Raw genomic sequence first — 10,186 nt, 5'->3', positions numbered from 1 at the left:
TCGTCACCTAATTCTGTCGCTCCGCCGGTTCGGCTCGGGGGGAATTGAACGGACAGGTACAGCCAGTCGATCGGCTTCGGACGGCCGCGTGGCTCGGGGGCGAGCCGACGGAAAAAGCACGCTCCGAATTCGAATCCGCTCAGACCATGCTCTCGAAGTCCTCGAGCGAGTAGGACGGCTCCGCGCCGCGCCGATCGAGGACTTCGTTGGCGAGCAGCCAGTAGACGACCGAGAGGGCCTTGCGACCCTTGTTGTTCGTCGGGACGACGAGGTCGACGTTGCTGGTCTGGTTGTTCGAGTCACACATCGCGATGACCGGGATGCCGACCGTGATGGCCTCCTTGACGGCCTGGGCGTCGCCGATCGGGTCGGTGACGACGAGGACGTCGGGTTCGATGTAGCCGTCGTACTTCGGGTTCGTGAGCGTTCCGGGGATGAAGCGGCCGGTGCGGGCGCGAGCGCCCACGGCTTCGGCGAACTTCTCCGCCGGGAACCGTCCGTACTGGCGGCTCGAGGTGACGAGGATCTGTTCGGGGTCGTAGTTCGCGAGGAAGTCCGCGGCCGTGCGGATGCGGCCGTCGGTCTTCGAGACGTCGAGCACGTAGAGGCCGTCGGTCCGGACGCGGTGGATGAACCGCTCCATGTCCTCGGTCTTCTGCTGAGTGCCGATGTGGGCACCGGCGCCGAGGTAGTCCTCGACGGGGATCAGCAGGTCCGCTTCCTCGTCGCTCATCACGTCGTCGTCGAGTGCGGGGCCCTCGTCTTCCGGTTCAGCGTCGGCCTCGTCGGCCTCGGCTGGCTGTTCGTCTGCTGGCTCGACGTCCGCGTCGGCGGCGGGGCCAGCCCCTTCGGCTGGCTCCTCGTCGATCTCCTCCTCGGCGGCGTCGAGCCCTTCCTGGGATGCGTCGTTGTCTGTCATGTCGCGTCGTCTGCGATTCTTACGAGCTCGTTGAGCTTGGCGGTTCGCTCGCCACCGACCGCGCCCGTCTTGATGAACGGCGCGTCGGTCGCGACGGCGAGGTGTGCGATCGTCGTGTCTTCGGTCTCGCCCGAGCGGTGGGAGACGACGGAGTCGTAGCCGTTTTTCGTCGCGAGTTCGATCGCGTCGAAGGCGTCGGTCAGCGTCCCGATCTGGTTGGGCTTGATCAGGATGCTGTTGGCCGCGCCGCGATCGATCCCCTCGACGAGCCGATCGGTGTTGGTGACGAACAGGTCGTCACCGCAGATCAGCGTTCGATCGCCGACCCGATCCGTGAGATCGGCGAAGGCGTCGTAATCGTTCTCGTCGAGCGGGTCCTCGACGTAGACGAGGTCGTACTCGTCGACGAGGTCGGCGATGTACTCGATCTGTTCGTCGGTGTCGCGACTGATTCCGGCGGACTCGTACTCGTAGGTTTCCGAGTCGTCGTCGTACATCTCGGCGGCCGCGACGTCGAGTCCGAAGCCGATCTCGAAGCCAACCTCGTCGGCGACCATCGAGACCGCCTCGTCGACGATCTCGAACGCCTCGCCGTCGTCGATCGACGGTGCCCACGCGCCTTCGTCACCCTTGCCGGCGGGTTCGTCGCGTTCCTCGAGCAGGTCGGCGACCGCGGCGTGAACGGCGGCGTTGGCGAAGACGGCGTCCTCGACGCTCGGTGCGCCGACGGGCGCGGCGAGGAACTCCTGAATGTCGGTCGCGTCGGCGGCGTGTTCGCCGCCACCCACGACGTTCCCCAGCGGGATCGGGAAGTTCTCGCCCCGGAACGTCCCGCCGAGATGCTGGAACAGCGGCGCGCCGAGCACGTCGGCACCCGCTTTCGCGGCGGCCATCGAGATGGCGACCGCGCTGTTGGCACCGATCTCGGAGAAGTCGTCGGTGCCGTCCGCAGCGTGCAGGATGGCGTCGACTTCGCGCTGGTTCCCGGCGTAAGCCTCGCCGACGAGGCGGGGGACGGCATGCTCGCGGGCCGCGGCGATCGCCTCGGTCGGCGGCCGCTCGACGGCCTCGTACTCGCCCGTGCTGGCACCGCTTGGGGCTGCGGCACGGCCGAATCCGCCGCTTTCGGTCAGCACGTCGGCCTCGACGGTCGGGTTCCCCCGCGAGTCGAGGATGCGCCGGAGTCGGACGTCGGTAATGAGCGTCATTTTCGATCGTAGCCCCGCTTGACGGTGAACGGCAACACGCCGGCGTCGTACTCTTCTGCGGCAATCAGGATCGGCTCCGTCTGGTCCGTCTCGATCAAGACGGGTGCCCCGTAGGACACCTGCAGCGCTCGCGCGCCGAGGATGCGTGCTTTCTCGTATCGGTTGTGTCGTTCCTGTTGCATGGTTACTGGTACGGAGCGACGACGTCGACGAGGTCGGTGTGGGAGACGAGCATGCGCCGACAGCAGTAGCGATCGACGCCGAGTTCGTCGAGGACCTTCTCGGGGTCCTCGTCGCCCTCGTTCGCTCGCTCGTCGAACTCCTCCCAGTGTTCGCCGACGACAGTGCCACAGGTGAAACACCGGACCGGTACCATCATGATTGGATCACCTTAGCGGTAGGACTTCTGGTAGCGTGCCCGAGCGCCCGGGCCGCCCCACTTCTTCGGTTCGGACTGGCGGACGTCGTTGACCAGGAGCGATCGATCGAACTCCATGAACGCGTCGCGGAGTTCGGCGTCGTTCGTGTGCTGGACGATCCCGCGAGCGATGGCGGTGCGGACGGCGTCTGCCTGGCCGCTAATGCCGCCACCTTCGACGTGAACGTCGATGTCCATCTCGCTGCGCAGGTCCTCGCCGGCGATGCGGAACGGCTCGAGCATCTTGAGACGCGACATCTCGGGCTCGACCAGTTCGACCGGCTTGGAGTTGATTCGAACGCGACCCTCGCCCTCGTGGACGGTCGCGCGAGCGACGGCGGTCTTTTTCTTGCCACTCGTGTTGGTTACCATGTGACGTTAGCACCGAGTTGTTCGGAGACTTCGCCCAGGTGGACGAAGCGGATGTTCGACAGGCGATCCAGCGACGTATCGTCGAGGATCTCGGCCTCGTGCTCGTCGTCGTCTTCGTAGGGGTTGCCGACGTAGACGCGGACGTTGTCGAACGCCTCGCGGCCGCGCGGCTTCTTGTGGGGCAACATCCCGCGGACGGACCGCTTGAAGATGGTGTCCGGTCGGCGCGGATAGTTCGGCCCCCTGTCGGAGCCGAGCTGGAGCCGCGTCCGGTACGTCTCGAAGACGTCCTCCTTGTCGCCGGTGATGACGGCGTCTTCGGCGTTGACGATCGCGACCCGGTCACCGTCGAGGGCGCGCTGGGCGACCTCGCTGGCGACGCGGCCGAGGATACAGTCGCGGGCGTCGACGACGACGTCAGCGTCGAACTCTGCGATACTCATCGAATCACCCGTACGTCGGATCCGTCTGGGTTCTCTTCGAGCGCCTGCTCGAGCGGTACTGGGTCACCGACCTGGTCGATCTTCGTCTCGGCCGAGGACGAGAAGTCGACGGCCGCGACGGTGACGTTCTTCTGTAGTGCGCCGGAGCCCAGCACTTTGCCGGGGACGACGACAGTCTCTTCTTCGCGTGCGTACCGCTCGATGCGGCCCAGGTTCACCTCTGCGTGGGTGCGCCGGGGCTTCTCGAGTCGATCCGCGACGTCTCGCCAGACGTCGGCGTCCGTCTCGCGGGACGTCGACTTCAGCTCGGCGATAAGATCGGTGAGCCTCGGATTGGTCTTGCTACTCATTGGTTTCCTCCAAATACTGCGAAACTGCGATCGTTCGGCGACGCGACGTCGCGTCGCCGAGCGAACTGATCTGTTGCAAGAAGTGGATGCAGGGAGCAGGATTTGAACCTGCGGACTCCTACGAGACAGCGCCCTGAACGCTGCGCCGTTGGCCAGACTTGGCTATCCCTGCTCGCACTTCCGTCTACCCACTGCCCCTTCAAACCCCTTTCGATTCGGCGTGCCGACGCGTCGCCAGTCTCGTCGTTCGCGGCGCTGGCGAGTGGGGCGTCGGTCGCGTGGGATCGGGGGCGTGGACTCATCTATAGCTGTACTGCCTCTTCGAGATCGGTCGCGCGCGCCTCGATGGTGTCGGCGGCCCGCGTGACCAGTTCCTCGACGTCGAAGGAGCCGTCCGTCTCCACGTGGAAGACGAAGGCGTTCGGCACGTCTTCGACCCGGACCTCCTTGCCCGGATAGCGGTTCGAGAGGTCGTGATCGAACTCGCTGGTCGGCACGAGTTCGCCGCCGTCTTCGATCACGCCGCGGACGATCTGGCGCTCTTCCTCCTCGAACTCGGGCAGGTCGCCGACGACCTCCACGCGCTGGAGGTGCCGGTAGCCGACCGCGACGCCGCCCTGGTGTTTGGCGTGGTCCTTGCCACGATCGAGCACGGCGTCCGCTTCGGCCTCGAGCCGCTGGCCATCCTTGAGGTCGATGATCGGGATGTTCTCGTCAGCGGGCCGAACGAGGTCGTCGCTCGAGACGAGATCGCCCGAGTAGGCGGTGGCTGGCCCTTCGACGTCGATCGAGAGCGTGACGGTATCGTCCTCGCCGAACTCGCCGACCGGCGGGGTCGTCAGCGGGACGAGTCCCAGCCGCAGGGCGAGTTGCTCGTCGAACATGACCGACGAGTTCTCGACGAACCGAACGGTGTCGATCGCCATCGTCGGCACGTCGGCGACCATCGCGCGACGGATGCCGTTGGCGAACGCGGGCGTGACGCCCCGGACGAGGAATCGGGCTTCCCGATCCTCGCGTTCGACGAACTCGACGTCGTACTCTTCTGTCATGGTCTAGTAGCCGCCCTTGCCTTTCGGAGCGCGCGATCCGTCGTGCGGGATCGGCGTGACGTCTTCGATACGACCGATCTCGATGCCCGATCGGGCGAGTGCGCGGATCGTCGCCTGCGCACCCGGTCCGGGGGACTTCTGGAGGTTCCCACCGGGGCCGCGAACGCGGACGTGGAGGCCGGTGATCCCGGCCGCCTTGACTTCCTCGGCGACGGACTCGGCCATCTGCATGGCTGCGTACGGCGACGCCTCGTCGCGGTTCTGCTTGACCGCCGTCCCGCCGGAGGACTTGGCGATCGTTTCCGCGCCCGTGAGGTCGGTCACGGTCATGACGGTGTTGTTGAACGATGCGTGCACGTGGGCGATGCCCCACTTTTCGTCGTCCTGGCTCATGGTTTACTGACCCTCCGCGCGTTCGGGGTGAAGTTCGTCCGCGAGCGGACTGTTCTCGTCGAACGCCACGAGGTCCTCCTCGTCGACGTCGACGACGTACGACGGGATCCGGTGGCGCTGGTCACCGACCACGACGTGGCCGTGGGTGATGAACTGGCGTGCCTGCTGGGTGGTGTTGGCGAGCCCCTTGCGGTAGGCGACCGTCTGGAGCCGGCGCTCGAGGACGTCCTCGATTTCGAGCGAGAGGACGTCGCCGAGTTCGTCACCCTTGTCGAGGATGCCGACGCGCTTGAGCCGTCCGAGGAACTCCTCGGAGCGGCGGACGACGGTTTCGTCGCCCTGGGCCTGGCCGAGCAGGTCTCGGGCCTCGCGCCGGTAGGAGCGAAGTTCGGACTGTGCCCGCCAGAGTTCCTCCTTGTTCTTCAGGCCGTAGCGATCGAGCAGGGAGTGTTCGGTCGCGATGCGTTCGCCCTGGTAGGGGTGGTTCGGCGTCTCGTACTGCTTGGTGTCAGTGCCCAGTGGCATTATTCACCCTCACCCTCTTCGGCGGCTTCTTCGGCCTGTTCTTCGCGGATCTCTTCGACGTTGACCCCGATGGTGCCCTCCGTACGACCGGTGGACTTGGTTCGCTGGCCGCGGACCTTCTGGCCGCGCTTGTGGCGAACGCCCCGGTAGGAGTCGATCATCTTCATCCGGTTGATGTCGTGCTGTCGGGTCAACTGGAGGTCGTTACCGATCTCGTGGGTCGTCTCGCCGCTGTAGAAGTCGGACTGGCGGTTGTTGAGCCAGTCGGGGACTTCGTCGGCGTAGTTCTCTACGAGTTCGACGACCTCGTCGATGACGTCGTCGTCGAGTCGACCGAACGTCGCCGTCCGATCGACGCCCGCTTCTTCGGCGATGATCCGGGCGGTCCGACGACCGATTCCGTTCATCTCCGAGAGCGAGCGCTCGACGGATTTCGTCCCGTCGAGGTCGGTTTGACCGATGCGGACGAAGTACTGAAGGTCTTCGTCCTCTTGCTCTTGAGGTGCTTCCTCGCTCATGTGTGATGGATGTATGTCTGGTCTGCGCGCGTTGCAAGCGACTGGCGAAATCGCCAGCCTGGTGTATCCGACGTCGTGGCGGGGATTCGAACCCCGGAGGCTTGACGCCACATGGTTAGCAACCATGCGCCTTGGGCCGCTTGGCTACCACGACACCGTGGTGCTATCGTCGCCCTCCCGGACTCGGGGACTGCATCCCCTACACGTATCGCACCTGGACGTACCGCCGACGGGTACTTAAGCGCAACGAAAGGTGGCGACGACGGGGACTGATAGCAGTCCGTGATCGACGATTCAGTCCGCCAGCGTCTCGACCTCGAGGTACTTCTCGTTCAGTTCCCACTCGCCGTCGCCGTTCCGGACCATGTACTCGCCGTAGTAGGGGACCCGGTTCGCGACGACCTCGCGGAACGCCTCCCGGATCTCGGGTTTGGTCATCTCGCCCATCGGTCGGAGGTCGTCGTTGCGGTTGAGACAGCCCTTCAGGTATCCCTCGTGGGTGACCCGGACGCGGTGGCAGTTCGCGCAGAACGTGGGGTTCTCGACGGGGTCGACGATCTCGACCATCCCTCCCTCGTCGTTCGCGGTCCCGCCGACCCAGTAGCGCTTCCGATCGTGCATCTCGCGGTGTTCGATCTCGACGGCCTGCTCGGCCAGCCAGTCGTGGACCCGCTCGATGTCGATGTTCCACTCGGGCTTGCCCGTTAGCTCGGGCATGTACTCGATCAGCTGGAGCTGGAGGCCGTCGTTTTCGGCGACGTGGTCGACCATCTCCGGCACGTAGCCCGCGGTGTGCTCGAAGACGACCATGTTGAGTTTGACCGGATCGAGTCCGGCGTCGAGCGCCGCCTCGACCCCCTCGAGGACCTTCTCGTATGCGCCGCTTTTGGTGATCTCGGCGAAGTCCTGCGGGTCGAGCGCGTCCTGGGAGACGTTGACCCGCTCGAGACCGGCGTCGACCAGCGCCTCGGCGCGGCCGGGGAGAAAGGTACCGTTCGTCGTCAGCGAGACTTCCATCGAATCGGGCGTGCGCTCGATGATCTCCTCCAGGTCCTGGCGGAGCATCGGTTCGCCGCCGGTGAACTTCACTGCGTCGACGCCGAACTCGGCGGCGACTTCCAGAAAGCGAACGACGTCGTCGGTCGACATCTCGTCGTCCTGGGGATCCATCGGTCCCCGGGTGTCGCCGAGCCCCTCGTTGTGGCAGTAGACGCAGTCGAAATTACACCGATCGGTGAGCGAGACCCGGACCCCCGTAACCTCGCGCCCGAACTCGTCGGTGAGCATGTCACCCAGTTGCAGACGGAACTGCTTAAGTGCGCCGGGCATCCGGCCCCGATGTAACCGAATTCAGTTTCGCCCGGATCGGACCGCCGGTCGATCGGATGAATCACTCTTGACGCTGGCCGTCGTGGAGAGGTCCATGAGCACGATCGCCGAACTCGCGGTCCCCGCCGAAGAGTTCGCGCTACGGCGGACGCTCGAGGCGACGAACGCGCTCACCGTCGAGATCGAACGGGTCGTCGCGCACGATCCCGACTCCGTCATGCCGTACGTCTGGTTCGGTGGGGACGAGTCGACGCTCGCGACGGTCGACGACGCGCTCGCGGACGATCCGACGGTGAACGAGGCCGAACTGCTCACTGGGTCCGGCGTCGAACGCCTGTATCGGATGCACTGGGTCGACGACGTCACCGTCATGTTGCACATGTTGACCGAAGAACGGGCCACGATCCTCGACGCGGCCGTCGAAAACACGCAGTGGCGGTTTCGCGTCCTCTTCCCCGAACGCGACGCACTCTCCCGGACCTACGGGTTCGCGACCGACCGGGGGCTGACGATCGAGGTGCAGAAGATCCACCGACTCGAGGAGGCCCACGGGACCCGCCACGGGCTGACCGACGCCCAGTACGAGGCGCTGGCCGCGGCCTTCGATCGCGGGTACTACGAGATCCCGCGGGAGATGGACATGGAGACGCTCTCGGACGAACTCGGGGTGTCCCACCAGGCGCTCTCCGAACGGCTTCGGCGGGGCCACCGGACGCTCGTCGCGGAGGTAGTCGACAGTGCCGATCGCGACGGGAACGGTCTCCACTAGGCGGAACACCTACCCGGATCAGGCCCAAACCGGGCCGTATGGACGACGATATGCTCGCCGATCAGCGCCGACTCGTCGAACTCATCGAGGCGGAAGGCTGGGACGTGACGGACCTCGAACTCTCGGCGTACGACAGCCCCTGGGCCGACGAGGACGACCCGGAGGCGACCGTGACGATCACGGCACGGCGGCCCTACGAGTCCGATAGCGACGACGAGGACGACGAGGACAATCCGTTCCGATTGAAGTAAGATCGGCATCTCGCCGGGCCGATCGACGGGATCAGTCCGTGACGTTGCAGCGGATCAGCCCTTGATGTTACAGACGGGGAACGTCCGCGCGACCTTGTCGCCGATGCCGAGTTCGTCGGAGACCCGGACGACCTCGTCGACGTCCTTGTAGACGCCAGGGGCCTCTTCGGCGACGGTCGCGCCGGACTGGGCCTTCACGTAGATCTGATCCTGATCCCTGAGTTGCTGTTGCACGTCGCCGCCCCAGTACTCGTTTTTGGCCTGCGTGCGACTCATCAGCCGCCCCGCGCCGTGTGCGGTCGAGCCGAAGGTAAGGTCCATGGAGTTCTCGCCGCCCCGGAGGACGTAGCTTCCGGCCCCCATACTTCCGGGGATGATCACGGGTTGGCCGACGTCGCGGTACGCTTTCGGCACTTCGGGGTGGCCCGCGGGGAACGCCCGCGTGGCCCCCTTCCGGTGGACGTAGAGTTCGCGTTCCTCCCCGTCTACCGTATGCGTTTCTTTCTTCGCGATGTTGTGGGCCACGTCGTACAGCAGGTGCATGTCCATCGACTCCCAGGAGCGATCGAACACCCGTTCGAACACCTGCCGCGTCCGATGCATGATCAGCTGGCGGTTGACCCACGCGAAGTTGATCGCGGCGTTCATCGCGCCGTAGTAGTCCTCGGCGAGTTGGGATCCCGCGGGCGCGGCCGCGAGTTCCTTGTCCGGGAGCCGGTCCAGCAGCCCCTTGTGTTGCTGTTCGATCTTTCGCAGGTAGTCGTTGCAGGTCTGGTGACCCAGTCCGCGGGAGCCGCAGTGAATGAGGACGACGATCTGATCCGTTTCGAGACCGAAGGCCGCGCCAACCTCGTCGTCGAAGACGTCCGTGACGCGCTGGACCTCGAGGAAGTGGTTCCCCGAGCCGAGCGAACCGATCTGGTTCTTGCCCCGATCCTTGGCCTTCTGGCTCACCTTCGAGGGATCGGCACCCTCGCGCACCCCCTCGTCCTCGCAGTGGAGCAGGTCGTCCTTGACGGCGTGGCCGTTCTCGAGCGCCCAGTCGACTCCCCTGGCGAGGATTTCGTCGACGGTATCGACGCCGGATTCGACGACGCCGCCGCCACCGAGTCCCGACGGGATGTTGGCGAACAGCGAGTCGACGAGTTCCTTCTCCTGCCCCTTCAGGTCGTCGTACGTGAGGTTCGTCCGCATCATCCGGACGCCGCAATTGATGTCGTAGCCGACCGCTCCGGGTGAAATACAGCCGTTCTCGGCGTCTAGTGCACCCACTCCGCCGACCGGAAAGCCGTACCCCTGGTGGCCGTCGGGCATACAGATCGCGTGCTTCGTGATGCCGGGCAGGTGGGTCGTGTTTTTGATCTGCTCCAGCGTCTTGTCCTCCTTGATCTCCTTCAGAAGCGCCTCGCTCGCCAGGATCCGGGCCGGCGTTCGCATGCCCCCTTCTCGCGGGATCTCCCAGACGTACTCGCGTACCTGTTCGAGCGTGATGCCGTCCGCGTCGAACGTGGTCTCAGTCATACGTGGCCATCCGTCGCCGACGATGAAAGGTGTTCGTCTCTCCGATCGAACTCGATCGCACCGGTGACTGGCCCGAGTCACACCGGCGACCGGACCGGGGTACCGTTCCGGGGCCCGT

General features: G+C 65.4%; 15 protein-coding genes and 2 tRNA genes. 2 read left to right on the top strand and 15 right to left on the bottom strand.

Going from position 1 to position 10,186, the window contains the following annotated elements:
• Positions 1–139 precede the first annotated feature (139 nt).
• The 14 genes from rpsB to moaA all read right to left on the bottom strand — a co-directional run bounded on the left by rpsB (position 140) and on the right by moaA (position 7,485).
• Positions 140–919 (bottom strand): 30S ribosomal protein S2, encoded by a 780-nt coding sequence (rpsB, locus tag AC6I6X_RS02735; RefSeq protein ID WP_497928967.1) that lies wholly within the window; start codon positions 917–919, stop codon positions 140–142.
• On the bottom strand, positions 916–2,127 hold the full coding sequence (gene eno, locus AC6I6X_RS02730) for a phosphopyruvate hydratase (protein WP_497928966.1): 1,212 nt from the start codon (positions 2,125–2,127) through the stop codon (positions 916–918). Before eno ends, rpsB begins: the two co-directional genes overlap by 4 nt.
• On the bottom strand, positions 2,124–2,309 hold the full coding sequence (locus AC6I6X_RS02725) for a DNA-directed RNA polymerase subunit K (protein ID WP_250139668.1): 186 nt from the start codon (positions 2,307–2,309) through the stop codon (positions 2,124–2,126). Before AC6I6X_RS02725 ends, eno begins: the two co-directional genes overlap by 4 nt.
• 2 nt (positions 2,310–2,311) lie before the next feature.
• A complete protein-coding gene (locus AC6I6X_RS02720; RefSeq protein ID WP_250139669.1) occupies positions 2,312–2,506 on the bottom strand; it encodes a DNA-directed RNA polymerase subunit N in 195 nt (64 codons plus the stop codon).
• A 12-nt stretch (positions 2,507–2,518) separates the two neighbouring features.
• Positions 2,519–2,917, bottom strand: coding sequence for a 30S ribosomal protein S9 (locus tag AC6I6X_RS02715; protein WP_250139670.1), 399 nt, complete (start codon positions 2,915–2,917; stop codon positions 2,519–2,521).
• On the bottom strand, positions 2,911–3,360 hold the full coding sequence (locus AC6I6X_RS02710) for a 50S ribosomal protein L13 (protein WP_497928965.1): 450 nt from the start codon (positions 3,358–3,360) through the stop codon (positions 2,911–2,913). Before AC6I6X_RS02710 ends, AC6I6X_RS02715 begins: the two co-directional genes overlap by 7 nt.
• Positions 3,357–3,710, bottom strand: a complete 354-nt coding sequence (locus tag AC6I6X_RS02705; RefSeq protein WP_497928964.1) for a 50S ribosomal protein L18e — start codon at positions 3,708–3,710, stop codon at positions 3,357–3,359. Before AC6I6X_RS02705 ends, AC6I6X_RS02710 begins: the two co-directional genes overlap by 4 nt.
• Before the next feature lie 87 nt (positions 3,711–3,797).
• Positions 3,798–3,882, bottom strand: a tRNA-Leu gene (locus AC6I6X_RS02700).
• Positions 3,883–4,012: 130 nt separating this feature from the next.
• Positions 4,013–4,762, bottom strand: coding sequence for a DNA-directed RNA polymerase subunit D (locus AC6I6X_RS02695; RefSeq protein ID WP_497928963.1), 750 nt, complete (start codon positions 4,760–4,762; stop codon positions 4,013–4,015).
• Between the two features lie 3 nt (positions 4,763–4,765).
• Complete coding sequence (locus tag AC6I6X_RS02690) at positions 4,766–5,155, bottom strand: 30S ribosomal protein S11 (protein WP_006182145.1); 390 nt, start codon at positions 5,153–5,155, stop codon at positions 4,766–4,768.
• A 3-nt stretch (positions 5,156–5,158) separates the two neighbouring features.
• Positions 5,159–5,680, bottom strand: coding sequence for a 30S ribosomal protein S4 (locus AC6I6X_RS02685; protein WP_497928962.1), 522 nt, complete (start codon positions 5,678–5,680; stop codon positions 5,159–5,161).
• Entirely contained in the window at positions 5,680–6,198 is a 519-nt protein-coding gene (locus tag AC6I6X_RS02680) for a 30S ribosomal protein S13 (protein WP_250139675.1), read from the bottom strand. The genes AC6I6X_RS02685 and AC6I6X_RS02680 overlap by 1 nt, the downstream gene beginning before the upstream one ends.
• A gap of 71 nt (positions 6,199–6,269) precedes the next feature.
• Positions 6,270–6,352: transfer RNA gene (locus AC6I6X_RS02675), tRNA-Ser, on the bottom strand.
• Between the two features lie 140 nt (positions 6,353–6,492).
• Entirely contained in the window at positions 6,493–7,485 is a 993-nt protein-coding gene (gene moaA / locus AC6I6X_RS02670; RefSeq protein ID WP_497928961.1) for a GTP 3',8-cyclase MoaA, read from the bottom strand.
• A 136-nt stretch (positions 7,486–7,621) separates the two neighbouring features.
• Between moaA and AC6I6X_RS02665 the strand changes: the two genes are divergently transcribed.
• Both AC6I6X_RS02665 and AC6I6X_RS02660 read left to right on the top strand, forming a co-directional pair.
• A complete protein-coding gene (locus AC6I6X_RS02665) occupies positions 7,622–8,296 on the top strand; it encodes a helix-turn-helix domain-containing protein (RefSeq protein ID WP_497928960.1) in 675 nt (224 codons plus the stop codon).
• Between the two features lie 38 nt (positions 8,297–8,334).
• A complete protein-coding gene (locus tag AC6I6X_RS02660) occupies positions 8,335–8,547 on the top strand; it encodes a hypothetical protein (RefSeq protein ID WP_250139678.1) in 213 nt (70 codons plus the stop codon).
• Positions 8,548–8,601: 54 nt separating this feature from the next.
• Here the strand turns inward: AC6I6X_RS02660 and AC6I6X_RS02655 are convergent, their stop codons facing one another.
• Positions 8,602–10,068, bottom strand: coding sequence for an RtcB family protein (locus AC6I6X_RS02655; RefSeq protein ID WP_497928959.1), 1,467 nt, complete (start codon positions 10,066–10,068; stop codon positions 8,602–8,604).
• Positions 10,069–10,186 lie beyond the last annotated feature (118 nt).

The sequence above is a fragment of the Halosolutus sp. YCN4 genome (genome assembly GCF_059736495.1).
Note: the sequence above shows the minus strand (reverse complement) of the source record. Positions and strands in the feature narration are given on the sequence as shown.

Coding starts and splice junctions, on each gene's coding strand:
- rpsB (WP_497928967.1), bottom strand. CDS start 919: ATGACAGACAACGACGCATCCCAGGAAGGGCTCGACGCCGCCGAGGAG.
- eno (WP_497928966.1), bottom strand. CDS start 2,127: ATGACGCTCATTACCGACGTCCGACTCCGGCGCATCCTCGACTCGCGG.
- AC6I6X_RS02725 (WP_250139668.1), bottom strand. CDS start 2,309: ATGCAACAGGAACGACACAACCGATACGAGAAAGCACGCATCCTCGGC.
- AC6I6X_RS02720 (WP_250139669.1), bottom strand. CDS start 2,506: ATGATGGTACCGGTCCGGTGTTTCACCTGTGGCACTGTCGTCGGCGAA.
- AC6I6X_RS02715 (WP_250139670.1), bottom strand. CDS start 2,917: ATGGTAACCAACACGAGTGGCAAGAAAAAGACCGCCGTCGCTCGCGCG.
- AC6I6X_RS02710 (WP_497928965.1), bottom strand. CDS start 3,360: ATGAGTATCGCAGAGTTCGACGCTGACGTCGTCGTCGACGCCCGCGAC.
- AC6I6X_RS02705 (WP_497928964.1), bottom strand. CDS start 3,710: ATGAGTAGCAAGACCAATCCGAGGCTCACCGATCTTATCGCCGAGCTG.
- AC6I6X_RS02695 (WP_497928963.1), bottom strand. CDS start 4,762: ATGACAGAAGAGTACGACGTCGAGTTCGTCGAACGCGAGGATCGGGAA.
- AC6I6X_RS02690 (WP_006182145.1), bottom strand. CDS start 5,155: ATGAGCCAGGACGACGAAAAGTGGGGCATCGCCCACGTGCACGCATCG.
- AC6I6X_RS02685 (WP_497928962.1), bottom strand. CDS start 5,680: ATGCCACTGGGCACTGACACCAAGCAGTACGAGACGCCGAACCACCCC.
- AC6I6X_RS02680 (WP_250139675.1), bottom strand. CDS start 6,198: ATGAGCGAGGAAGCACCTCAAGAGCAAGAGGACGAAGACCTTCAGTAC.
- moaA (WP_497928961.1), bottom strand. CDS start 7,485: ATGCTCACCGACGAGTTCGGGCGCGAGGTTACGGGGGTCCGGGTCTCG.
- AC6I6X_RS02665 (WP_497928960.1), top strand. CDS start 7,622: ATGAGCACGATCGCCGAACTCGCGGTCCCCGCCGAAGAGTTCGCGCTA.
- AC6I6X_RS02660 (WP_250139678.1), top strand. CDS start 8,335: ATGGACGACGATATGCTCGCCGATCAGCGCCGACTCGTCGAACTCATC.
- AC6I6X_RS02655 (WP_497928959.1), bottom strand. CDS start 10,068: ATGACTGAGACCACGTTCGACGCGGACGGCATCACGCTCGAACAGGTA.